A 22,888-nucleotide genomic window follows, 5' to 3' on the forward strand; every position below is an offset into this window, starting at 1 on the left:
AAAAAATTGGCGATGGCGTCAGTCAAACCGGCTGCGGCACGCCGGCTTTGCCCATGCATCGATGAAGCCAGGCCTGACTGATCCCCGGGGCGGTGAAGCCTGTTCCAGCCGCCGAATCCGCTTTGCCCGCCTCCGGCAGGTAAGTTTTTCCCAACGAACCAGTCCGACTAGAAGGATTTAACTCTACAAGGGCGATAGAATTAACCGACTATGGATGGGCAATCCGGTCTTCCCTGTTTTCATGGAGCCTTTCATGTCCACCATTTCGCGACGCATTATTCTCCTGTCGTCCGCGGCATTTGCCGGCGCCGCCTTCCTTGGCCCGGTCGAAGCGCAGGATCTCAAGATCACCATCGGCTACCAGACAGTGGTCGAACCCTCGAAAGTGCCGCAAGCCGACGGTGCTTACGAAAAGGCAACCAAGGCTGCCATCGACTGGCGGAAGTTCGATTCCGGCGCCGACGTCATCGCCGCCGTTGCTTCCGGCTCCGTCGATATCGGCTATGTCGGGTCGAGCCCCCTGGCCGCCGCCGCCAGCCGCGAGCTTCCCATCCAGACCATCTACATCGTCGGCCTGATCGGTGAATCCGAGGCGCTCGTTGCCCGCAACGGGACCGGCATCGAAAAGGTCGGCGACCTCGCCGGCAAGAAGGTGGCCGTGCCTTTCGTCTCGACGACGCATTACAGCCTGCTTGCCGCGCTGAAGCACGAGAATGTCGATCCGAAGTCGGTGCGGATCCTCAACCTGCGGCCGCCGGAAATCGCGGCGGCCTTCGCGCGCGGCGACATCGACGCGGCCTACGTCTGGGATCCGGCGCTCGGCCAGATCAAGACGACGGGCAAGGTGGTGTTGAACTCATCGCAGGTCGCCGCATGGGGGGCGCCCACCTTCGACGCCTGGATCGTGCGCACCGACTTTGCCGACAAGAACCCGGAAGCGGTGCGTGACTTCGTCAAGGTTACGGGTGCGGCCTATGCGGACTTCCTGGCCAAGCCGGACGCGTGGTCGGTGTCGTCGCCGCAGGCCGCCAAGATCGCCAAGATCACCGGCGCCAAGCTGGAGGAAGTACCGCAGCTCCTGAAGGGCTACGTCTTCCCGACGCTGGAGGAGCAGGCATCGGACAAATTCCTCGGCGGCGGCACGGTCAAGGCGATCGAGGCGACGTCCGCCTTCCTGAAGGAGCAGGGCAAGATCGACGCCGTGCTGCCCGACTATTCGAAATACGTGTCGTCGAAATACGCCACCCAGGCCCTGGCCTCGAACTGAGCGAGTATTTTGGAGCGCCGGTTCGTGGACTCACGACGCTCTCGTAACACGCGCGGTTCTCTTCCCTGACGCCGCGTGCTGCCTGCCCCGGACCCGCCGACGAGGGGTGGTCCGGGGCAGGTGGGTTCATCCACCCGACCCGCGGGAACCAATGCCGCATCTCGTGCTAGACAGAGTCTCCGTTCACTATGACGGCCAGCCGGCACCCGCGGTGGAGCGCGTGTCCATCAATGTCGCCAAGGGCGACTTCGTCGTGCTTGTCGGCCGTTCCGGCTGCGGCAAGACCTCGCTGCTCAATGTCGCGGCCGGCCTGGTGGCGCCGGCGCGCGGCAACGCCTCGATCAACGGCAAACCGATCACCGCGCCGGGCTCGGAGCGCGCCGTGGTGTTCCAGAACGATGCGCTGTTTCCATGGCTGACGGCGCGCGAGAATGTCGCCTTCGCGCCGCGGCTGCGCGGCATCCAGCAACGGGAGCGCGCCCGGCGTGCGGACGAATTGCTGGCGCTGGTGAAGCTCACCGATGCCGGCGACAAGCATATCTGGGAGCTCTCCGGCGGCATGCGCCAGCGCGTCGGCCTCGCCCGCGCGCTCGCCGCCGAACCTGAATTCCTGCTGCTCGATGAACCGCTTGGGGCGCTCGACGCGCTGACGCGCGAGCGCATGCAGACGACGTTGCTCGATCTGTGGACGGCAAGCCGCGTCGGCGTGCTGATGGTCACGCACGGCATCGAGGAGGCGCTGGTTCTCGCCACCCGCATCGTCGTGCTGGCGCCCGGACCAGGCCGCGTGGTGCGGACATTCGAGCCCGGCTTCAGCCGGCGTTACGCGAGCGGCGAAGCCATTCGCGCCATCAAGGCCGATCCGGCATTCGCGGCGGCTCGCGGCGAACTCACCGACGCCATCTTCGAGGGAGAGGCGGCATGACCATGTCCTCCTACAGCGAACGCCCAAGCTCCAGGGTCGACGAGGCCGATGGCCTGTCCGTGCCATGGTCGCGACCAAGCCCGAAGCGCAAAGGCGTTTCGGCACGCGTGGTCAGCGCCGTCACCATCCTCGCTGTGCTGGCCGTATGGGCGCTATCCGCCCGCCTCCAGCTCGTGTCGCCGGTGTTCCTGCCCTCCCCAATAGCCGTATGGAACAAGTTCATCGTCGTGACCCGTGACGGCTTCGTCGATGCGACGCTCGCCCAGCATATCGTCGCCAGCCTGGGCCGGGTCTTCGCGGCACTGGTCGCCGCCATCCTCATCGGCGTTCCCGTGGGACTGGCCATCGGCATCAGCACCATCGGGCGCGGCATCTTCGATCCGTTGCTGGAGTTCCTGCGGCCGATCCCGCCGCTCGCCTACCTGCCACTGGTCATCATCTGGTTCGGCATCGGCGAGCCGTCCAAGATCCTGGTCATCGCCATCGCCATGCTGGCGCCTGTAGCGCTTTCGACCGCCTCCGGCGTTCGCGGCGTCTCGCAGGAGCGGGTCAATGCCGCGCGTTCGCTTGGCGCGACCCGGCTGCAGGTCATCCGGCTGGTCATCCTGCCCAGCGCCCTGCCCGCGATCCTGACCGGCTTGCGCATCGCGCTCGGCGCCGGCTGGTCGACGCTGGTGGCGGCCGAACTGGTGGCGGCGACGCGCGGGCTCGGCTTCATGATCCAGTCGGCGGCCCAGTTCCTCGTCACCGACGTTGTGGTGATGGGCATTCTGGTGATCGCGGCCATCGCCTTCGTCCTTGAATTCACCATCCGCAGGATCGAGCGCGTTCTCGTTCCGTGGGCGGGACGTGACTGACAACGGGGCCCGTTCAGAGGCTCGAACGCCGTCCATGCGCGACTGAACCCTCCAATGGAGACGACCATGTCGACAAGAGACAATTCGCGGATACTCAACGAAGTTCTCGAGGCCAATGCTGGCTATGCCGCCGATTTCGGCGTCAAGAAGGATCTGGCCTTGCCGCCGGCGCGCGGCTTCGCCATCCTGACATGCATGGATGCCCGGCTCGATCCGGCCAAATATGCCGGGCTTGCCGAGGGTGACGCGCATGTCATCCGCAATGCCGGCGGACGGGCAACGGACGACGCGATCCGCTCCCTCGTCATCTCGCACAAGCTGCTCGGCACCAATGAGTGGTTCGTGATCCATCACACCAATTGCGGGATGGAGCTGTTCTCGGACGAGATCATCGGCGACCTGCTCGAGGACAGCCTCGAGACCGCATCGTTCGACGGCAAGGTGTGGAGCAATCCCAAGCATGGCCACGGCAGCTCGCATGGCCATTTCGTCAAATGGCACACGATCAACGACCAGCAGGAAAGCGTAGAGCAGGATGTCCGCCGCATCCGCGAGCACCCGTTGGTGCCCAGCCATATCCCGATCCATGGCTACGTCTACGATGTGCACAGCGGACGTCTGGTCGAGGTCAAGGCGGCCACCGCCGCCGGGCGCCCGGTCTAGGACTGATCGCCGGGCCTGCCGGCGCGGCAGGCCCTTTGTCAAAGGAAACAGCAATGCCGCCGACGGACGGCTGTGATCGAAAAACGGAGAGATGGCAATGACCCATTCCACAGCAGTGCTGTTCGCCCAGTTGGGCGCGTTGCTTCGCCTGCCCAGGGCCAACGATAAACCGTCATCCGACAGCGAGGTCCGGTCGCCGGCGCCAGTGCGTTGGGATGCCGAGCGCAATCGTCTTCCGCCGCGCGACGAGAGCTTCTACTGGGCCTGGCAATATTGGTCTCATTGATATCGTCGCGATTTGCGCCTCGTCCCGGCTCTTGGCGGGAAACAATTCCAAAAGGCATCGAGAAGTCGCAAAATTATTTCTCTACTAAATTTATAGACCTACCTAGCCTGACTCCAGTTCCGGCCGGGCGGGAGTTTTCCGCGCCGTCTCCGGGTTGAAGGAGTGGGATCATGTTCAATCTGACGCGACGTGCCTTCGGCGCAGGCGTGCTTGCCGCAAGCATTTGCCTCTCATTCGGCGCCACGGCGCAGGAGCTGAAACAGCTCAACATCGGCTACCAGAAAACCGGCCTGCCGGTGATCGCCAGACAACAGCAGGTGATCGAGAAGGCGCTGAGCGACAAGGGCATCACGGTGAAGTGGGTCGAATTCTCGGCCGGACCGCCGCTGGTGGAGGCGTTGAACGTCGGCGCCGTCAATGTCGGCTGGACAGGCGATGCGCCGCCGATCTTTGGCCAATCCGCCGGCGCCAACATCGTCTATGCGGCGGCACTGCCCTCCAATGGCGATGGCGAAGCGATCTTCGTCAAGCCGGCTTCGCCCGTACAATCAGTCGCGGACCTCAAGGGCAAGCGGGTCGGCGTCGGCAAAGGCACCAGCGCGCACAATCTGCTCGTCGCGGCGCTGGAAAAGGCGGGCATTCCGTTCGATCAGGTCACACCCGTCTATCTCAGCCCGGCGGACGCGGCCGCCGCCTTCGCCAGCGACCAGATCGATGCATGGGCCGTGTGGGATCCCTTCTTCGCCATCGCCGAAACGCGCTATCAGCCGCGCGTGCTGGCGCGTTCCAGCGACGTGCTCAAGGTGAATACCTATTTCATCGCCAACAAGGATTTCGCCAAGGCGCATCCCGAGGTCGTCACAACGACCATCGCGGCGCTTGGCGAGGCCGCGAAATGGGCTGACCAGAACCGCGACAAGGTGGCCGCCGCCCTGCATGAGGTGACCGGCGTGCCGCTCGACGCACAGACGATCGCCGCCAACCGCGGCAAATTCGGCATCTTCCCGATCACCGACGAGATCATCGCCGGCCAGCAGGCGACAGCCGACCGCTTCTACAAGCTCGGGCTGATCCCGAAGGCGGTGCGGATTTCCGACGCGGTGTGGACCGCACCCGGCAACTGATCCCTCACCGGGCAACGCCCGCGCGCCTTGCCCTTTGCGCCTGCATCTCCAGGAGGTCCGACATGACCGTGCCAGCCAACACCGCGCCGCTCGACTTCTTCTGGTTCATTCCGACGCATGGCGACGGCTCCTATCTCGGCTCCGAGGAGCAGCAGCGGCCACCCGAATTCGGCTACTTCAAGGAGATCGCCCAAGCGGTCGACAGGCTCGGCTTTCCCGGCGTGCTCTTGCCGACCGGGCAGAACTGCGAGGATTCCTGGATCACCGCAACCGGCCTCGCGACGTTGACCGAAAAGCTCAAATTCCTGGTGGCACTACGGCCCGGCGTGACATTGCCGACCTTCGCCGCGCGGCAGACCGCGGCCCTCGACCGGTTGAGCAACGCCCGTCTGTTGCTCAACGTGGTGGTCGGCGGCAACCCGACGGAGCTCGCCGGCGACGGCGTGTTCCTGCCGCATGACGAGCGCTATGCCCAGGCGCATGAATTCCTGACCATCTGGCGGGCGCTGGTGTCGGGCGAACGCGTCAACTTCGACGGCAAATATTACCGTGTCGAGAACGGACGCCTCGACCTTCCGCCTTTGCAGGAGCGGCCGCCGCTCTATTTCGGCGGATCGTCGGATGCCGGGCAGGAGCTGGCCGCCGATCTGGTCGACATGTATCTGACCTGGGGCGAGCCACCAGCTCAGGTGGCCGAGAAGGTCGCCTCGGCGCGCAACAAGGCGGCACGGCGCGGCCGCAACCTGCGCTTCGGCATCAGGCTGCATTTCATCGTTCGCGAAACCGAGGACGAAGCCTGGCGCGCCGCCGAGCGGTTGATCAGCCATGTCACCGACGCCCAGATCGATAACGCACAGGCGCGTTTCCTGAACCAGATGGACTCGGTCGGCCAGCGCCGCATGGCCGAGCTGCATGGCGGTCGCAGAGACCGGCTGGTCGTGTCGCCCAATCTGTGGGCCGGCGTCGGGCTGGTGCGTGGCGGCGCCGGGACAGCGCTGGTCGGCACACCCGAGCAGATCGCCGAGCGTATTCGGGAGTATCAGGCGATCGGCATCGACACCATCATCGGTTCAGGCTACCCGCATTTGGAAGAAGCCTACCGCGTCGCCGAGCTGCTGTTTCCAAAACTCGGGCTCGGCACCAAACGGCAAAGGGCGCGCAAGGACATCGCCAACGAATTCTCGGTCGGCTTCCACGGCGCCAATCGACTGCAGGCGTCGTCATGAGCGCCAGCGGGCGTCTCGGCCGCAACAGCATCGGCTGGCTGTTGCCCGTGCTGATCGTCGCCGGCTGGGAGATCGCCTCGCGCGCGGGTGTCATGTCGCCGAACGTATTGCCGGCGCCCAGTGCCGTCGCCGAGGCCTTCTGGCGTCTGACGCTGTCGGGCGAGCTGGTCCGCAACATCGGCGTCAGCACCGCGCGGGCGCTTTCCGGCTTTGCCGTCGGCGGGACGATCGGCTTTGCGCTCGGCCTCGCCAACGGATTGTCGACGCTGAGCCGAGGCCTCACCGACACCACGCTGCAGATGATCCGCAACATCCCGCATCTGGCCCTGATCCCGCTCGTCATCCTGTGGTTCGGCATCGACGAGGAAGCCAAGCTCTTCCTGGTGGCGCTCGGCGTGTTCTTTCCGATCTATGTCAACACGCTGCTCGGCATCCAGAGCGTCGACCCGCAGCTGGTCGAGATGGGCCGCGTCTACGGCATGGACCGCCGCACGCTGTTCTTCCGTGTGATCCTGCCCGGCGCGCTGCCGGCGATCTTCGTGGGCCTGCGCTATGCGCTGGGCATCATGTGGCTGACCTTGATCGTCGCCGAAACCGTCTCGGCCAGTTCGGGCCTCGGCTACATGGCCATGCAGGCGCGCGAATTCCTGCTGATCGACGTCGTGGTGCTGTCGATCGTCATCTACGCGCTGCTCGGCAAGCTCGCCGACAGCCTTGCCCGCCTGCTCGAGCGGGTGTCGCTGAGTTGGCATCCCGCCTTCCAGAACGTGTGAGGGTTTCCGATGCCTGCTGCCAGCCTCGCCGCCGTCCGCTCATTCGTCGAAGCGCCCCAGGCGCAGCCTGCGCGGGTCGCAAGAAAGCGCGCCTTGGCCTTCAAGGGCGTGGGCAAGCGGTTTGGCGACAAGGTGGTGCTGGACGGGATCGATCTCGACGTACCGGCCGGGCAGTTTCTCGCCGTCATCGGCAAGAGCGGCTGCGGCAAGAGCACATTGCTGCGGCTGCTGGCCGGGCTTGACCGGCCCACGGCCGGATCGCTGACCTTTGGGGCCGAGGAAGACGGGCACAGCCGCACGCGCTTCATGTTCCAGGAACCACGTCTGCTGCCCTGGGCCAGCGTGGTGGGGAATGTGGAGGTTGGCCTGACGGGGATCGCTTCAGGCGCGGAGGCGCGAGAGCGCTCGCTCGCCATTCTTGGCGAAGTCGGCCTTGTCGATCGTGCCGACGAGTGGCCTTCCGTGCTGTCCGGCGGCCAGAAGCAGCGCGTGGCGCTGGCGCGTGCCCTGGTGGGCCACCCGCAGATCCTGGCGCTGGACGAACCGTTGGGCGCGCTCGACGCCCTGACCCGCATCGAGATGCAACAGCTCCTCGAACGCATCTGGGTCGCGCAGAAATTCACGGCGGTGCTGGTCACGCATGATGTCGCCGAGGCGGTCGCGCTGGCCGACCGGGTCGTGGTGATCCGTGATGGCAGCATCGCCTTGGACCTGGAGGTGCCAATTGCGCGGCCGCGCCGGCGCGGTTCACCCGAGCTCGCCCAGCTGGAAGGCAAGATCCTGGATCAGCTGTTTGCATAAGGCTGTCGCAGGCAGGGCCTTCGGGGTTGGCTCGCGGCGGCGGCGCGATTGAAGCGCGGCTTCCACAACCCGTCGCGCTTGGCTCGACAGTTCACCCCTATCGGTTCGCCCATACCAGCCCTGCAACACCGATCAGCATTGTGACGATGCCGATGTAGAGCCATTGCGACTGGCCGGTCATGAAGCTTCCCCCGACAACGCCGATCCCCTGGAGCGCCCAGAGCGCACCGATGGCCAGCACAATCAAGGCCAGCAAATTCCTGATCAATCTCACCGCCTGAATCCCCTTCCCAAGTCGATCGTGCGCTGCGCGCGCACCGCGATGAAAGAGCCGAAGGAAGTCACCAATCAGTCTTTGGCTCTACTTGGATGTTAGCACCTGATCGGGCCGAAGACATCCCGAATACCGGAGCGAAATTCATCAAGGAATCGTAATTTTCTCAGGGAAAATGCCTGACAAACTGTTTCCCGGTGACTCCAAACGTGTGCCCTCGCCACGGAACCGACAGATCACTGCCGCATTTCATGCCTTATTCGCCACCTAACGGATTGGCCCTGTCAAAAACGGAGCCCTCCTCAAAAGATGAAGAAAACAAACCAGACCGCGCTTGTCGCGGTAACGATAGCTGCTGGCCTGTTGGTCGGCGGTGCATCCGCCTCGGCCGGCGCCGCCCAGTGTGGTCGCGCCTCCTGGTATTCACTGCACTCCAAGACCGCATCCGGCGAGCGCATGAACCCATCGGCACTGACGGCCGCCCACCGTACCTTGCCCTTCGGCACCAAGCTGAAGGTCACCAACAAGAGCAATGGCCGCAGTGTCGTGGTGCGCATCAATGATCGCGGTCCCTTCATCAAGGGCCGTGTCCTCGACCTGTCGAAGGGTGCCGCCAATCAACTGGGCTTCATCAGTTCGGGCCAGACCGCCGTCTGCATGGCGCGCGTCTGAGGGTTTGAGTGTCCGGCCTCGGCCGGACACTTCGCAGTCGCACAATGAGCCGGCAGCCCCCGTTCGAAGCGGATTCCCAACGCCTAGGACCAAAGAACGAGCAATGATTACCCGACGTAACGTATTGCATCGCAGCAATTAGTTGTTAACTTCGCCGCGAGACATTCAAGGCTCGGCGCTGCCCGTCGTCCCTTCGGTCGCAGGCAGCAGCGGGGTTCTCGATGTTCTACCAGCTCTACGAAATGAACCATGCGGCCCTGCAGCCGGCCCGGCTCTACGCCGATGCGGTGCGCATGCTCTATACCAATCCGCTCAACCCGTTTTCGCACACGGCCTGGGGCCGTTCGGTCGCGGCGACCGCTGAACTGTTCGAGCGCACCACGCGCCGCTACAGCAAGCCGAGTTTTGGACTGGCCAAGACGGTGGTCGACTGGAAAAGCGTCGACGTCGTCGAAAAGACCGTCTGGTCGCGACCCTTCTGCAATCTGATCCGCTTCGAGCGCGCCGTTCCCGAAGGACGCCGGCCGGATCCGAAGCTGCTGATCGTGGCGCCCATGTCCGGCCACTATGCAACGCTGCTGCGCGGCACGGTGGAAGCCATGCTGCCCTATGCCGACGTGCACATCACCGACTGGGTCGATGCCCGGATGGTGCCGCTGGCGGACGGCGGCTTCGATCTCGACGACTATATCGACTATGTCATCGACATGCTGCACGCGCTGGGCCCCGATACCCATGTCATGGCGGTGTGCCAGCCCTCGGTCCCGGTGCTGGCGGCCGTGGCGCTGATGGAGGCGAAGGGAGATCCCTTCGTGCCCTCGACCATGACATTGATGGGCGGGCCGATCGACACGCGCCGCAATCCGACCGCCGTCAACCTGCTTGCGCAGGAAAAGGGCATCGACTGGTTCCGCGACAATGTCATCATGCACGCGCCATGGCCGGTCCCCGGCTTCGGCCGCGAAGTCTATCCGGGCTTCCTGCAGCTTTCGGGCTTCATGAGCATGAATCTCGACCGCCACATCATCGCCCACAAGGACTTCTTCATGCACCTAGTGAAGCATGACGGCGACAATGCCGAGAAGCACCGCGATTTCTACGACGAATACCTGGCGGTGATGGACCTGACGGCCGAATTCTACCTGCAGACCGTCGACACCGTGTTTGTGCGCCAGGCCTTGCCGAAGGGCGAGATGACGCACCGCGGCACGAAGATCGATCCTTCGGCGATCCGCAACGTTGCCCTGTTCACCGTCGAAGGCGAGAACGACGACATTTCGGGCCTCGGCCAGACCAAGGCGGCGCAGGATCTCTGCATCAACATTCCCGCCGACAAGAAGGCCCACTACATGCAGCCAGCCGTCGGCCATTATGGTGTCTTCAACGGCTCGCGCTTCCGCTCCGAAATCGTGCCGCGCATCGTCGATTTCATCACCAGCTACGGCCGGCAGGACCGCGTTGCGGTGAAGCCCAAGCTGGTGCGTACCGCCAAGAGGTAGGCGACGCTCTACCCGACACGGTTTTGAACAGTGCGTGCGGCTGCGTGAATGGAGCTGCCGCGCGACCTTCCCCGCCATCCCAGGTAACCATGCCGTCAATCTGGCCGTGTCCCTGTTTGACACGGACTATAAACCGCCTTTAACGTTTCGTTAACAAACAGGGGCGGGCGGGGACAATGGTTTCAATGGCGCGAAAGCTGCCGCGGTACGCGGCGGCCGGCATTGCGATCTCGGGATGCTGGGCGGCGCCGGCCATGTCACAAACGTCGATGGCAACCGGCGGGCCCACATCGCAGCCGATCGGCCACTATGACTTCTGCAAGGCCCACCCGGCCGAATGCTCTGGTCGCCCGGGCGATCTTGCACCGGCGAACATGAACAAAGCGCTGTTGCGCAAGCTGACCAGCGTCACCGCCAGTGTCAACGCCGCCGTCAAACCAATGAGCGACCTTGAAATCCATGGCAAGGACGAGGTCTGGGCCTATCCGGACAACGGCGTCGGCGACTGCGAGGACTATGTGCTGGAAAAGCGCCGGCAGCTCAACCGCATCGGCGTGTCGCTCGCCGATCTGCTGATCACCGTGGTGCGCAAGCCCGACGGGGAGGGCCACGCGGTGCTGACGGTGCGCACCGACAGAGGCGACTATGTGCTCGACAATCTGAACGACAAGGTCAAGGCCTGGGACCAGACCGGCTACCGCTTCCTCAAGCGGCAGGCGATCGACAATCCCGGCCGCTGGGTCTCGATCCGCGGCGGGCAACAGGTGCTGGTCGGCGCGGTGCAGTAGTTACGGGCGTGCGTTATCGCCGGCCCAGTGCCGCGCGGATGGACGCGGTTATGCTGTGAAGGTCTTCTTCGCGCAGCTTTTCAATATTCTCGGCCAGCAGGTTGGCGAGTTCCGTTGCCGCCGGGGTAAGACCCGACGTGTCGAGCCTGACGCGCGGATGCGAGGCTTCGGCCAGCCGCGCCAGCTCTTCCGCCTCGTCCCAGATCACGTTGAAATAGCCGATGATCTTCTGGATCAGCGTCCAGGTCGGCGCGCCGCGACGGCCATGTTCGAGGGCCGACAGATAGGCGGCGCTGACACCGATGGCCGCCGCCATGTCCTTCTGGCTCACACCGCGCTCATGCCGCAACGAACGCAGTCTTTCGCCGAACGGGGTCACGACATCGCCCTCACGAACGGATGCGCCGCAGCCGCACGTAGAGCGCGCCCGAGCCGCCATGATTGCGGGCGGCATGATCGTGGCTCGAGACGAGGGGCCGGAAAGCCGGCGTCGACAGCCATGCCGGCACCGAACGGCGCAGCACGCCATCCCCACCCGACGAAGAGCCCTTGCCGGTGATCACCAACACATAGCGGACGCCGCCGGCATGGGCCCGGTGCAGGAAGGAGAACAGCAGCGAATAGGCTGCCTCCTGGGTCAGGCCGTGCAGATCGACGCGGCCCTCGATCGGCAGCCGGCCCTTGGCAAGCTTGTCCAGTGTCGGTTCGTCGAGGGCGTGGGAGACATGCTGCGCCTTTGGTTTTGGCGTCGCGCCCGCATTTGCAACGGCCGGAACCTGCTGAGGCGATGCCGGCTTGGCCTCGACCACCACGGGAATGTCAACGGCTCGATAGCCCTTCAGGGGCTTTGCCGTCCGTGCCACCAGGTTCCAGAGAACCCGGTCGTCTTCGTTCAACCTGTCGGTCGTCCGCGTCATCGATTCGCCCCCGAAACGAGCGCGCGCGGTAGCAGGGCATGGAAATCGGCCGCATTGCGGACAACGCCGGCGATCTCTCCGGCAGCGTCGCCAGAGCCGGCGAACAGGTCGCCTCGCGCCGTGCCGGTGATGGCGGAACCGGTATCCTGCGCGATCATCAGGCGCCGGAACGGTTTTCCGTCGAACGCCAGAAGGGACGGCGCGTCGATATAGAATGGCGTGCCGAAGGTATGGAGCAACCGGTCGACGGCGACGGAGCGGCCCGGCGTCAACGGCACCTTGGCGGCGGCGATGGGGCCGAGCATTGCGTCCTCGACCGCGGCTTCGCGGAAGAAAATATAGGAACGGTTGCGCCACAGGATCTCGTCGACGCGGTCCGGGTGCGCCTTGAACCAGGCGCGGATCGACTGCATCGTCACTTTCTCAAGCGGGATCTCGCCGATCTCGCTGAGGATCTTGCCCGGACCGGTGAAGCGTTGGCCGGACTTGGCGGCGTAGGTGACGCGGCAAAGCCTGCCATCGGTCATCTGCAACCGCGCCGCGCCCTGCACGTGGATGAAGAAAGCGTCGACCTTGTCGGCAAGCCAGGCGATCTCCAGACCCTTGCCGGCCAGCGCGCCGCGCTCGATTTCGCCGCGATCGAAATATTCGACCGGTCCGTCAGGCGTCTCGCGGCCGAAGGCCAGATAAGGATCCAAGCCGGCTGGCCGGTTCTCGTCACCGATATCGATGAGATCTTTTGGACGCGCCAGCAGCGGTACCGAAAAACGCTCCGTCCGCACCGGCGAGGCCGCGACTTCCGGCTCGTAGAAGCCGGTGACAAGCCCGGCACGCGCGCCATTGTCGGGATTTATGGTCGCGGGGACGAAATGATGCTCGAAGAATGCCCGCGCCTCCGATCGATTCGCTGGCGAAATGGTACGGGCTTCGTCGTAAGCCGGGGAGAAGGCGTTGAAATCAACGCCGAGTGCGCCGGAGCGATAGGGCTTTGCCAGGATATGGAATGCCGAGCGCCGAAACGCCGCGAAGGCGGCGAGATGATCGTCATCATCCCAGCCGGGCAACTCGGCGAAGGATCTTTCGGTGAAGAGGGTCGACAACGACACGGAAGCCTCGCCGACGTGGCAGATTCAGTCTTCTTCCTCGGTAGCGACGAGCTTCCAGTTCGGATCGCGCGAGCGTGTGTCGCGCGCGAAGGTCCAGACATCCTTGACCTCGGCGACGGTTTCCGGATCGCCGTCGATGACGGCGCCTGCCTTGTCGCGCGTCGCCGAAATCAGCTCGCTGATGATGCGCAGCGTGACATGAGCCTCGCCGCCCTTCATCTCGGCCGAGACGATGTCGGCCTTGTCGATGCCGACGAAGGAGGACTGAATCTTTTCCGACTTGGCCTCGCGCTCGCCGATGGCGGCGACGAAACCGTCATAGACCTCACGCGACAACAGGTTCTTCAGCGTCTTGCGATCGCCGTCGGCATAAGCCATCACGATCATCTCGTAGGCCATCTTGGCGCCGTCGACGAAAGTCTTCGGATCGAAGGTCGGGTCGTTGTCCTTGATCGCGCGCAGACCCTTGTTGAGGTCGGTGTCGGGCTTGGCGAAAGCATCGATCGCGGCATAGGCGTCGCTGGCCGGCTCGCCCGGCGCCCGCTTGCGTGGCAGCGACACGACGTTCTCGGCTTTCGCCGGGGGATCCTTTTCACCGGCGCGCGCCGCCGTATAGGGATCGAAGGGCGGACGTTCATTGCCCGTGCGACGGCCCAGAACATTGCGCAGCTGGAAAAAGATCACCACTGCCGCAATCAGAAAGAAGATGGTGCCGAAGTCGAAGAATCCCATATCTTCCGCCAATCAATCCCTGCCCTGGCCGGACCGCCCGGCCAAGCAATGGCCACGGTCGCATAGCGTTCAACATTCAAACCATATAGAACGCTAGGCGCAATCATTCAAATCAAAGGCAGGCATACCTATCTAACGGGCTCAGAGCCAGCGGCGATTGCCCGCGGGCGGCAAAACATCGAAACGATCGGTCACCACTTGCGCATTTCGCTCCTCCCTTTGTTCGTCCTCGCGCTTCCCTTCCTGGAAATCGCCGGTTTCGTCATTGTCGGCCGCCAGATCGGCGCGCTGGCGACGGTCGGACTGGTACTGGCTTCGAGCGTTGCCGGCGCCTTGCTGCTGAGGCACCAGGGTCTAGGGGTCATGAAACGGGTGCGCGCCGAGATGGATGCCGGTCACGATCCGAGCCGGCAGCTGGCGCATGGCGCCATGATCGTGCTGGCGGCGATCCTCCTGATCATTCCGGGCTTCATCACCGATATTTTCGGCCTGCTGCTGTTCCTGCCGCCGGTGCGCGATCTGGCCTGGCGCCTGTTCAAGGGCCGTATCGTGCTGGCGACCAGTTTCAGCACCGGCGGCTTTCGCTCCCAGCGGCGCGAAAAGGTCATCGATCTCGAAGACGGAGACTATTCGCGCGAGGACGACTTCAAGCGCGGACCCGACCACAACTCCCCCTGGCGCCGCCTTAAAGACGATTGAACCGCCCTGTCACCAGGCGTATAGCCGCCGCCCTTGCGACGCTGGCGATTGGCAGAACCGTGACCGGAAGTGTCGCGCTGCCTGTCTCATGCGGGGGAGGAGGCTCAGCGGCGAAGGTCAACACTGGCTTTAGGCTATCGATCTCCACCCACAAAAGGTCAAGGCGATTGGACCGGACCTGAAGGCGGCAAACCTTGTCTTGTCATGCCGACCATGGTAGCGAACGCCCGATTTCAATCCGGTCAGCACGGCTGCCCAGGCAAAAGGACAACGGCTTATGGCCAGCAATGAGAATGCGCCCACCGGCGCGGCCAATGGTAACGGCAACGCGGCGCAGCAGCCCTCGCTCAACGTGCTCGCCCAGTATGTGAAGGACCTGTCCTTCGAAAGCCCCGGCGCACCGAATTCCCTGCGCGGCCGCGACAAGGCTCCCGGTATCGCCATCAATGTCAACGTCAATGCCAATCCGCTGTCCGACAAGCAGTTCGACGTCAACCTGACCCTGAACGCCAAGGCGTCCTTCGACCAGGAAGTGCTGTTCAACGTCGAACTGGTCTATGGCGGCGTTTTCAACATCAGTGGCTTCCCGCAGGAGCACATGCTGCCGATCCTGTTCATCGAATGCCCCCGGCTGCTGTTCCCGTTCGCCCGGCAGATCATCGCCGAGGCAACCCGCAATGGCGGCTTCCCGCCGCTGATGCTCGACCCCATCGATTTCGCGCAGATGTTCCAGCAGAAGCTGGCCGAGGATCAGGCCGCCGCGAGCAAGGTCCAGGTCAGCTAAGCAGCTCTTCAGGTTTCGAATTGAAAAACCCGGCCTCGCGCCGGGTTTTTTGTTGGGATTGGCTTTGAAGCGTCGTTTCTCCGCAGTTCCGGACGGAAAGCCGTTTCACACTTTTCCTGGAATTGCTCTAGGTCCTGTGCCATCCCGATGGAAATCGGGATGGGGCTCTATCTGTTTGTTTGAGCATGATCTCTGGACAAACGGGAACCGTTTGTCCGCGAAAACCGGATTCCACTTTTCGGGATCACGCTCTAGTTGCCGAGAACCCGCAGCCACAGGGCTTTCTCGCCCAGCGTGGCGACCAGGCCGGCATGCGCGGCGCGATCGGCGTCGGTCAGACGGGATGGCAGGGGCGCGGGGCGCTCGCCGACGATGATCTCGATCTGGCGTACGTTTTCGCCGCCCTGGGCTGGCGCCGTTGCGCTGTCGAGGACGAGGGCGGCCTGCTTGCCGCCGATCAGCTCGATATAAACCTCGGCCAGCAGTTCGGAATCGAGCAGGGCGCCGTGCTTGGTGCGCCTCGTATTGTCGATGCCGTAGCGCCGGCAGAGCGCGTCAAGCGAATTGGGACCCATCGGATGCTTGCGGCGCGCCAGCGCCAGCGTGTCGACGACACGGCCGTTGTCGATGACCGGATGACCCAGCCGGCCGAATTCGACATTGAGGAAGCCGACGTCGAAGGTGGCATTGTGCGCGATCAGCTTGGCGCCGTCGGTGAAGGCCAGCCATTCCTCGGCGATTTCGGCAAATGTCGGCTTGCCCTGCAGATCAGCGGCGCTGATGCCATGTACGGCCTGCGCTTCGGCGTGGATCGCGCGACCCTGTGGGTTGATGTAGTGGTGGAAGGTCTTTCCCGTCGGGAAGCGGTTGACCAGCTCGACGCCGCCCAATTCGATGACCCGGTCCTCGCGGGAGTCGAGGCCAGTGGTTTCGGTATCGAAGATGATCTCGCGCATCGAATCAGTCTGCTGAAGCTTTGTCTGGCTAATGATGGCGGTGCGCGGCGCCCGCAGCAAGGTCAGCGGCGGTCGCCGCCGGCCTTATCCCCGCTCAGCTCGGCTATGATCGCCTTCACCGCGGCACGGGCGGCGTCCAAACCGTTGCCGGTGTCGATGACGAAATCCGCAAGCCTGCGCTTGTCGGCGTCGGGAACCTGCTTGGCCAATATCAACGCCAGCTTCTCTTGGGTCATGCCCGGGCGCGCCAGCACACGCGCGCGCTGGATGTCGGCGGGCGCGGTGACGACCACCACCTTGTCGACGCGATCGCGCCCGCCGGTCTCGAAAAGGAGAGGGATGTCGAGCACGGCGATCGGCGCGCCGGCCGCCAGATTGCGGGCCAGGAAGGCGTCGGCCTCGGCGCGCACAAGCGGATGGACGATTGATTCGAGCTTTTTCAGCGCGGCGGCATCGCCCAGCACGCGCCCAGCCAGCAAGGTGCGATCGACCGAACCCGAGGCGGTGGTTCCGGGAAAGGCATCCTCGACCAGAGGAACAGCCTTGCCCGCATAGAGGCGATGCACCGTTTCGTCGGAATCGTGAACGGGCACGCCGGCTTCGGCGAACATCTTCGCCGTCGTCGACTTGCCCATGCCGATCGATCCGGTGAGACCAAGAACCATCATGCTTTCGGCACCAGGTCGGCAACGACGAGGGATCGCAGCTCGGCCGTGACCCGTGGCCTGACGCCGAACCAGCGCTCGAAGCCGGGCGCGGCCTGATGCAGCAACATGCCGAGGCCATCGACGGTGCGCAGACCCCGCGCGCGGGCAGCGGCGAGCAGCGGCGTTTCGAGCGGCACGTAGACGATATCGGTCACGATGGCATGGTCCGGCAGTCGGGTCGGATCGGCGGACAGAGTTTCGTTGCCATGCATGCCGAGTGCGGTGGTGTTGACCAGCAGGCCGGCATCGCCAAGCAATTCGTCGGCCGCGGCCATGGCATGGGCCGAGACGCCGGCGCCAAAGCGATGCCGCAGCTCTTCCGCCCGTGCCAGCGTGCGGTTGACGATGCGAATGTCCCTGACGCCACGCTGCTTCAGCGCATGGATGATGGCGCGGGAGGCGCCGCCGGCGCCCAGCACGACCGCTGGCCCATTGTTCGCCCAGCCCGGCGCATGTTCGTCGAGATTGGCGGCAAAGCCATGGTCGTCGGTGTTGCCGCCCCACAGTCCGCCGTCCTCGAACCACAGCGTGTTGACGGCGCCGATCTCTTCCGCCGCCTGATCACGGCGGTCGACCAGCGCGAAAGCGGCTTCCTTGTGCGGGATGGTGACATTGCCGCCGCGGTAACCGTTTGCCTGAAGCGTCGCCAGGAACTCGGCGAAGTCCCGCGGCGCGACATCGATCGCCTGATAGCTGCCGTCGATGCCGTGTTTGGCGAGCCAGTGACCGTGAATCCTGGGCGAGCGCGAATGCTTGATCGGGTGGCCAGTGACAAAAGCCTTCTTCGTCGCCTCAGCCATCGATCGCTCCGAGCGTGCGCAGTTCGACCAGCAGCGGCAAAAGCGGCAGGCCGACGATGGTGAAATGATCGCCTTCGATCTTGTCGAACAGCTGGATGCCTTCGCCTTCGATCTGGTAGGCGCCCACGCTTGCCAGCGCCTTGTCGCCGACATGGGCGAGATGACGGCCGATGAAGCCGGGGTCGAGCTTGCGCATGGTCATCGAGGCGATACCCACGTAACGCCACAGAACCTGGCCGTCACGCACCAGCACCGCGGCGCTGTTGAGCTGATGGGTCTTGCCCGACAGCGCCAAAAGATGGCGACGCGCGCCTTCCATGTCGGCCGGCTTGTGGAAGACTTCGTCGCCGAGCGACAGCGTCTGGTCGCAGCCGAGCACCAGAGCACCACGCCGGCGCTCGCTGACCTCGGTGGCCTTGGCCTCGGCCAGCACCAGGGCGACATCCTCGGGGGAGGCGCCACTGCCTTGCAAGGGCGCTTCGAGCGCACGCTCATCGACTTCGGCGGGAACAGCCTCGACGTCGATCCCGGCATTGACGAGCATTGCCTTCCGGAACGGACTGCCCGAAGCGAGGATGATTTTCTCAGTCATTTTTTCCACCCGGTTCCTGACCGTCACTAAGGTCTAGAGATTCAGGTCAGGCCAGCATCCTGAATTTCGACACGCCTAGCGCGTCTTCCCCCGCAGGGCAACGATGGCCGCCGCCGTCTCCTCGATCGAGCGCCTGCTGACGTCGATCATCGGCCAACCGTGCCGCGTGCAGATCTGGCGGGCATAGGCGAGCTCCTCGGTGATGGCCGCGCGGTCGACATAGTCGGTCGCCTCGTAGGAACTGCTGTTGCCCAGGATGCGGTTCTGGCGGACATGCGAGATACGTTCGGCGGTGGCGATCAGACCGACAATCAGCGGGACCTTCGCGTTGACCAGACTTTCGGGAACCGGCACGCCGAGTACGATCGGTATATTGGCGGTCTTGATGCCACGATTGGCAAGATAGATGCTGGTCGGTGTCTTCGACGTCCGCGAAATGCCGATCAGCACGATATCGGCATCATCCATATTGGCCGGCAGCTGACCGTCATCATGCTCCATGGTGAAGTTGAGCGCGTCGATGCGGCGGAAATATTCCGCGTCGAGAACATGCTGGGCGCCGACACGGCGGCCCGCGGGCGTACCGAGATAGGATTGAAAGACCGTGAGCACCGGCTCCAGCACGGAAACACAGGGCAGGCCCATGGTCGCGCAGCGCTCGTCGATGCCGCGGGCAAGCTTCTGGTCGACGACGGTATAGAGAATGATGCCCGGCTCCTCCTCGATATCCTCGAACACTTTGGCGACCTGCTTTTCGGTGCGGATGAGCGGATAGATATGCTCGATGGCGCGCGCATCCTTGTACTGCGCGGAGGCCGCTCGGCCGGCGGCAAGCAGCGTTTCGCCGGTCGCATCTGAAATCAGATGCAGATGGAAGAAGCTCTGGGGTTTGTTCACAGGGGTCACCTGGGGCTGTGGGCGGATGTGGATAAAGCGGGATGAAAAGACAGGCCGGTCGGAGGCGACTGTATCAGATGGCAGTTTGTCCACAATTCGATGCTCTGTCGGCTTCGTCGGGCGGCTGGGGACAAGTTTGGGGACGGGCTGAACAGGCCTTGCTCTATCCACAAGGCCAATCTTTTATCGGCAACGATAACGCGTTGACTCCGTTCTGGAATATCGAACTGTCCCCAGAACCCTCCAAGCCGCTGGAAGATGTACGCGACAATATGGAGGCTGGCCTTTTTCGAGCCAAAGCGGGACAGGTGACAACCACCACAACCAACAGACTCTTAGAATCAGAAGATTCTTTAAAATAAGATATTTGATTATAGGGACGCAGGGAGAAGCGAGCGCTCGATGCCCGAAAACCGGATCATGCTGGACGTCCTGAAAGGCGGAGCGGTGTTCCCACCACCGCTCTGGATGATGAGACAGGCCGGGCGCTACCTGCCGGAGTATCGCGAGACGCGCAGGAAGGCCGGTTCATTCCTTGATCTGTGCTACAACCCCGACCTGGCCGTGGAAGTGACGCTGCAGCCGATCGAGCGGTTCGGCTTCGATGCGTCGATCCTGTTCTCGGATATTCTTGTCGTTCCCCATGCACTTGGCCGCGATGTCCGCTTCGAGGAGGGACGCGGGCCGCTGCTGACGCCGATCACGCCGGCGGAAATCGGGGCTCTCGATGGCCAAACGTTTCACGTGAATCTCGAACCGGTCTATGAAACGGTGAGGCGCTTGCGGGCAAGATTGCCCGGGGAAACGACGCTGATCGGTTTCTGCGGCGCGCCTTGGACCGTGGCGACCTACATGATCGCCGGCCATGGCACGCCGGATCAGGCGCCCGCGAGACTGTTTTCATATCGCGAGCCGGCGGCTTTTGTTCAGTTGCTCAAGGTGCTCGCCGATCATTCCGCGGCCTATCTGATCCGTCAGATCGAAGCGGGCGCGGATGTGGTGCAAATCTTCGATTCATGGTCGGGCGTGCTCGACGATGCGTCTTTCGACTTGTTTTGCATCGCGCCGGTGGCGGAGATCGTCAGGCAGGTCCGCGCCGTCCATCCCGGTGTTCCCATCATCGGTTTTCCGAAGGGCGCTGGTGCCCGCTATCAGACCTATCGCGAGAAGACCGGCGTAACAGGGCTGGGGATCGATTGGACGGTGCCCCTGGTGGCGGCGAAGGATTTGCAGCGCTCGGGTGCCGTTCAGGGCAATCTCGATCCCTTGCGGCTCGTGGCTGGCGGCAACGCCCTGTCCGATGGGGTCGAAGCGATCCTGAAGTCGCTTGGGAACGGTCCGCTGATCTTCAACCTTGGTCACGGCATCACGCCCGAGACGCCGATCGCGCATGTCGAAGCGATGGTGAAGATGGTGCGGAGCGCGATACGCTGATGGCCCAGATGAGCAATACCAATGGCACGGGGCAGGCGATGATGCGCATGACCATCGGGATAGGTGTTCTCATCGTCCTGACGGCGGCGCTTTTTTTCCTGGCGCCGGACAGCTTCTATCCGTGGGCGAAGGCGATCCATGTCCTTGCCGTCATCTCCTGGATGGCGGGCATGCTCTATCTGCCGCGGTTGCTGGTCTATCATGCCGATGCCCAGAAGGGCTCCGTGCAGTCGGAGACATTCAAGGTGATGGAACGCCGCCTGCTGCGCGGCATCATCAATCCGGCGATGATACTCACCTGGGTGTTCGGACTGTGGCTGGCCTGGAAGGGCTTTGGCTTTCAAGGCGGCTGGTTGCACGCCAAGATCGGCGCCGTGCTGCTGTTGTCCGCCATTCATGGCTACCTCGCCGGCGCGGTGCGCAAATTCGCCGAGGATCGCAACGAAAAGCCGGCTCGCCACTGGCGGATTGTCAACGAGATCCCCACATTGCTGATGGTCGCGATTGTCATCCTGGTGATCGTCAAGCCATTCTGACGTCGTACGGCCGCAAAAGGCAGCTTGCTCTTTCAACGGACCGACGATAAAAGACGGGCCTTCCTTCCCGTCATGCGCCGCCCTTCATTGCATCCGGCCGCGCCAGGCATTCATCGCATCCCGCCTATTTTTCCCAAAGCTTACCCAGACTCCATCTATTCCCAGACTCCATCTACTCAAGGTCCGTCTATGCAGGAAATGAAACTCGCAGAGTTCAAGAACAAGAAGCCGCCAGAGCTGATCGCTTATGCCGAATCGCTCGAGGTCGAGAACGCCAGCGTCATGCGCAAGCAGGAACTGATGTTCGCGATCCTGAAGAAGCTGGCCGCACAGGATGTCGAGATCATCGGTGATGGCGTCGTCGAAGTGCTGCAGGACGGTTTCGGCTTCCTGCGTTCGGCCAATGCCAACTATCTGCCGGGTCCCGACGATATCTACATTTCGCCATCGCAGATCCGTCGCTTTTCGCTGAAGACCGGCGACACGGTCGAAGGGCCGATCCGCAGCCCGAAAGAGGGCGAGCGCTATTTCGCGCTGCTCAAGGTCAACACGATCAATTTCGACGATCCCGAAAAGATCCGCCACAAGATCCATTTCGACAATCTGACGCCGCTTTATCCGACCTCGCGGTTGAAGATGGAAATGGAGGTCCCGACCTCCAAGGATATCTCCGCCCGCGTCATCGACCTGGTGGCGCCGCTCGGCAAGGGCCAGCGCGCGTTGATCGTGGCGCAGCCGCGCACCGGCAAGACTGTGCTGCTTCAGAACATCGCCCACTCGATCACCACCAATCATCCCGAATGCTACCTGATCGTTCTGCTGATCGACGAGCGTCCCGAGGAAGTGACCGACATGCAGCGATCGGTGAAGGGCGAGGTCGTCTCCTCGACCTTCGACGAGCCGGCGGTGCGTCACGTGCAGGTGGCGGAAATGGTCATCGAGAAGGCCAAACGCCTGGTCGAACATGGCCGCGACGTCGTCATCCTGCTGGATTCCATCACCCGCCTCGGCCGCGCCTACAACACCGTCGTGCCGTCATCCGGCAAGGTGCTGACCGGCGGTGTCGACGCCAACGCCCTGCAGCGTCCGAAGCGCTTCTTCGGTGCCGCCCGCAACATCGAGGAAGGCGGTTCGCTGACCATCATCGCCACCGCGCTGATCGACACCGGCAGCCGCATGGACGAAGTGATCTTCGAAGAGTTCAAGGGCACCGGCAATTCGGAAATCGTGCTCGACCGCAAGGTGGCGGACAAGCGCATCTATCCGGCCATGGACATCCTCAAGTCCGGCACCCGCAAGGAAGACCTGCTGGTCGCGCGTTCGGACCTGCAGAAGATCTTCGTGCTGCGCCGCATCCTGGCGCCGATGGGAACCACCGACGCGATCGAGTTCCTCATCGACAAGCTCAAGCAGACCAAGACCAACGCCGATTTCTTCGATTCGATGAACACCTGATCGGATTGTCGGTGGCCTGACGCCACTTGGTGCACTGGCTGCCTCGGCAATGAGAACGTTCCTTAAAGGCCTCGGTCCGATCTTCGGGCCGGGGCTTTTTCTTGTGGCATACTGGCGG

The 22,888-nt window shown here is 63.5% G+C and carries 28 protein-coding genes; 18 read left to right on the top strand and 10 right to left on the bottom strand.

Going from position 1 to position 22,888, the window contains the following annotated elements:
- Positions 1-253 precede the first annotated feature (253 nt).
- The 9 genes from tauA to ACO07C_RS17525 all read left to right on the top strand — a co-directional run bounded on the left by tauA (position 254) and on the right by ACO07C_RS17525 (position 7,922).
- Positions 254-1,267 (top strand): taurine ABC transporter substrate-binding protein, encoded by a 1,014-nt coding sequence (gene tauA, locus ACO07C_RS17485; protein ID WP_421915402.1) that lies wholly within the window; start codon positions 254-256, stop codon positions 1,265-1,267.
- 151 nt (positions 1,268-1,418) lie between these two features.
- Positions 1,419-2,192: a taurine ABC transporter ATP-binding protein gene (locus ACO07C_RS17490; protein WP_421915403.1), complete on the top strand. Its 774-nt coding sequence runs from the start codon at positions 1,419-1,421 to the stop codon at positions 2,190-2,192.
- Entirely contained in the window at positions 2,189-3,049 is an 861-nt protein-coding gene (locus tag ACO07C_RS17495; RefSeq protein WP_421915404.1) for an ABC transporter permease subunit, read from the top strand. The genes ACO07C_RS17490 and ACO07C_RS17495 overlap by 4 nt, the downstream gene beginning before the upstream one ends.
- 66 nt (positions 3,050-3,115) lie before the next feature.
- Positions 3,116-3,712, top strand: coding sequence for a beta-class carbonic anhydrase (locus tag ACO07C_RS17500; RefSeq protein ID WP_421915405.1), 597 nt, complete (start codon positions 3,116-3,118; stop codon positions 3,710-3,712).
- Between the two features lie 97 nt (positions 3,713-3,809).
- Positions 3,810-3,998 (top strand): hypothetical protein, encoded by a 189-nt coding sequence (locus ACO07C_RS17505; RefSeq protein ID WP_421915406.1) that lies wholly within the window; start codon positions 3,810-3,812, stop codon positions 3,996-3,998.
- 170 nt (positions 3,999-4,168) lie between these two features.
- Positions 4,169-5,122: a sulfonate ABC transporter substrate-binding protein gene (locus ACO07C_RS17510; RefSeq protein ID WP_421915407.1), complete on the top strand. Its 954-nt coding sequence runs from the start codon at positions 4,169-4,171 to the stop codon at positions 5,120-5,122.
- A 62-nt stretch (positions 5,123-5,184) separates the two neighbouring features.
- Positions 5,185-6,348: an FMNH2-dependent alkanesulfonate monooxygenase gene (gene ssuD, locus ACO07C_RS17515; RefSeq protein ID WP_421915408.1), complete on the top strand. Its 1,164-nt coding sequence runs from the start codon at positions 5,185-5,187 to the stop codon at positions 6,346-6,348.
- Complete coding sequence (locus ACO07C_RS17520; RefSeq protein WP_421915409.1) at positions 6,345-7,121, top strand: ABC transporter permease subunit; 777 nt, start codon at positions 6,345-6,347, stop codon at positions 7,119-7,121. Before ssuD ends, ACO07C_RS17520 begins: the two co-directional genes overlap by 4 nt.
- Positions 7,122-7,130: 9 nt before the next feature.
- Positions 7,131-7,922: an ATP-binding cassette domain-containing protein gene (locus ACO07C_RS17525; RefSeq protein WP_421915410.1), complete on the top strand. Its 792-nt coding sequence runs from the start codon at positions 7,131-7,133 to the stop codon at positions 7,920-7,922.
- Between the two features lie 97 nt (positions 7,923-8,019).
- On the opposite strand, the gene ACO07C_RS17530 is transcribed toward ACO07C_RS17525, so the two are convergent.
- Positions 8,020-8,190 carry a hypothetical protein gene (locus ACO07C_RS17530; protein WP_421917626.1) on the bottom strand — a complete coding sequence of 57 codons (171 nt, stop codon included), beginning with the start codon at positions 8,188-8,190 and terminating at the stop codon, positions 8,020-8,022.
- A 315-nt stretch (positions 8,191-8,505) separates the two neighbouring features.
- Here ACO07C_RS17530 and ACO07C_RS17535 point away from each other — a divergent pair, with 315 nt between their 5' ends.
- The 3 genes from ACO07C_RS17535 to ACO07C_RS17545 all read left to right on the top strand — a co-directional run bounded on the left by ACO07C_RS17535 (position 8,506) and on the right by ACO07C_RS17545 (position 11,155).
- Positions 8,506-8,868, top strand: a complete 363-nt coding sequence (locus ACO07C_RS17535; protein ID WP_421915411.1) for a septal ring lytic transglycosylase RlpA family protein — start codon at positions 8,506-8,508, stop codon at positions 8,866-8,868.
- Positions 8,869-9,089: 221 nt separating this feature from the next.
- Positions 9,090-10,367 carry a polyhydroxyalkanoate depolymerase gene (locus ACO07C_RS17540; RefSeq protein ID WP_421915412.1) on the top strand — a complete coding sequence of 426 codons (1,278 nt, stop codon included), beginning with the start codon at positions 9,090-9,092 and terminating at the stop codon, positions 10,365-10,367.
- Positions 10,368-10,543: 176 nt separating this feature from the next.
- Entirely contained in the window at positions 10,544-11,155 is a 612-nt protein-coding gene (locus ACO07C_RS17545) for a transglutaminase-like cysteine peptidase (RefSeq protein WP_421915413.1), read from the top strand.
- 13 nt (positions 11,156-11,168) lie between these two features.
- Here the strand turns inward: ACO07C_RS17545 and ACO07C_RS17550 are convergent, their stop codons facing one another.
- The 4 genes from ACO07C_RS17550 to ACO07C_RS17565 are packed head-to-tail and all read right to left on the bottom strand — an operon-like array spanning position 11,169 to position 13,910.
- Positions 11,169-11,534, bottom strand: coding sequence for a helix-turn-helix domain-containing protein (locus tag ACO07C_RS17550; protein ID WP_421915414.1), 366 nt, complete (start codon positions 11,532-11,534; stop codon positions 11,169-11,171).
- Positions 11,535-11,544: 10 nt separating this feature from the next.
- The gene (locus ACO07C_RS17555; RefSeq protein ID WP_421915415.1) at positions 11,545-12,072 is read right to left on the bottom strand and encodes a Smr/MutS family protein; all 528 of its coding nucleotides are present in this window, start codon (positions 12,070-12,072) and stop codon (positions 11,545-11,547) included.
- Positions 12,069-13,178, bottom strand: a complete 1,110-nt coding sequence (locus ACO07C_RS17560; RefSeq protein ID WP_421915416.1) for a murein transglycosylase A — start codon at positions 13,176-13,178, stop codon at positions 12,069-12,071. Before ACO07C_RS17560 ends, ACO07C_RS17555 begins: the two co-directional genes overlap by 4 nt.
- 24 nt (positions 13,179-13,202) lie before the next feature.
- On the bottom strand, positions 13,203-13,910 hold the full coding sequence (locus tag ACO07C_RS17565; protein WP_421915417.1) for a Tim44/TimA family putative adaptor protein: 708 nt from the start codon (positions 13,908-13,910) through the stop codon (positions 13,203-13,205).
- Positions 13,911-14,108: 198 nt separating this feature from the next.
- On the opposite strand from ACO07C_RS17565, the gene ACO07C_RS17570 reads away from it, so the two are divergent.
- Both ACO07C_RS17570 and secB read left to right on the top strand, forming a co-directional pair.
- The gene (locus ACO07C_RS17570) at positions 14,109-14,609 is read left to right on the top strand and encodes an FxsA family protein (RefSeq protein WP_421915418.1); all 501 of its coding nucleotides are present in this window, start codon (positions 14,109-14,111) and stop codon (positions 14,607-14,609) included.
- 277 nt (positions 14,610-14,886) lie between these two features.
- The gene (gene secB / locus ACO07C_RS17575) at positions 14,887-15,393 is read left to right on the top strand and encodes a protein-export chaperone SecB (protein ID WP_421915419.1); all 507 of its coding nucleotides are present in this window, start codon (positions 14,887-14,889) and stop codon (positions 15,391-15,393) included.
- 251 nt (positions 15,394-15,644) lie between these two features.
- Here secB and dnaQ read toward each other — a convergent pair whose 3' ends face one another.
- The 5 genes from dnaQ to ACO07C_RS17600 form a co-directional block, all read right to left on the bottom strand.
- Positions 15,645-16,349, bottom strand: a complete 705-nt coding sequence (dnaQ, locus tag ACO07C_RS17580; protein WP_421915420.1) for a DNA polymerase III subunit epsilon — start codon at positions 16,347-16,349, stop codon at positions 15,645-15,647.
- Positions 16,350-16,411: 62 nt separating this feature from the next.
- Positions 16,412-17,017, bottom strand: a complete 606-nt coding sequence (gene coaE / locus ACO07C_RS17585; protein WP_421915421.1) for a dephospho-CoA kinase — start codon at positions 17,015-17,017, stop codon at positions 16,412-16,414.
- Positions 17,014-17,856 (bottom strand): shikimate dehydrogenase, encoded by an 843-nt coding sequence (locus ACO07C_RS17590; RefSeq protein ID WP_421915422.1) that lies wholly within the window; start codon positions 17,854-17,856, stop codon positions 17,014-17,016. Before ACO07C_RS17590 ends, coaE begins: the two co-directional genes overlap by 4 nt.
- Positions 17,849-18,448 carry a Maf-like protein gene (locus ACO07C_RS17595; RefSeq protein WP_421915423.1) on the bottom strand — a complete coding sequence of 200 codons (600 nt, stop codon included), beginning with the start codon at positions 18,446-18,448 and terminating at the stop codon, positions 17,849-17,851. The genes ACO07C_RS17590 and ACO07C_RS17595 overlap by 8 nt, the downstream gene beginning before the upstream one ends.
- 75 nt (positions 18,449-18,523) lie before the next feature.
- Entirely contained in the window at positions 18,524-19,438 is a 915-nt protein-coding gene (locus tag ACO07C_RS17600; protein ID WP_421915425.1) for a pyruvate, water dikinase regulatory protein, read from the bottom strand.
- Here ACO07C_RS17600 and ACO07C_RS17605 point away from each other — a divergent pair.
- The 4 genes from ACO07C_RS17605 to rho all read left to right on the top strand — a co-directional run bounded on the left by ACO07C_RS17605 (position 19,387) and on the right by rho (position 22,770).
- Complete coding sequence (locus tag ACO07C_RS17605) at positions 19,387-19,707, top strand: hypothetical protein (protein ID WP_421917627.1); 321 nt, start codon at positions 19,387-19,389, stop codon at positions 19,705-19,707. The genes ACO07C_RS17600 and ACO07C_RS17605 overlap by 52 nt on opposite strands.
- Positions 19,708-19,747: 40 nt before the next feature.
- The gene (hemE, locus tag ACO07C_RS17610) at positions 19,748-20,779 is read left to right on the top strand and encodes a uroporphyrinogen decarboxylase (protein WP_421915426.1); all 1,032 of its coding nucleotides are present in this window, start codon (positions 19,748-19,750) and stop codon (positions 20,777-20,779) included.
- Positions 20,779-21,315, top strand: coding sequence for a protoporphyrinogen oxidase HemJ (hemJ, locus tag ACO07C_RS17615; protein ID WP_421915427.1), 537 nt, complete (start codon positions 20,779-20,781; stop codon positions 21,313-21,315). Before hemE ends, hemJ begins: the two co-directional genes overlap by 1 nt.
- Positions 21,316-21,504: 189 nt before the next feature.
- Complete coding sequence (gene rho / locus ACO07C_RS17620; protein ID WP_027032049.1) at positions 21,505-22,770, top strand: transcription termination factor Rho; 1,266 nt, start codon at positions 21,505-21,507, stop codon at positions 22,768-22,770.
- The last annotated feature ends 118 nt before the right edge of the window (positions 22,771-22,888 follow it).

The sequence above is a fragment of the Mesorhizobium sp. genome (assembly GCF_965229135.1).
Classification (GTDB): Bacteria; Pseudomonadota; Alphaproteobacteria; order Rhizobiales; family Rhizobiaceae; genus Mesorhizobium.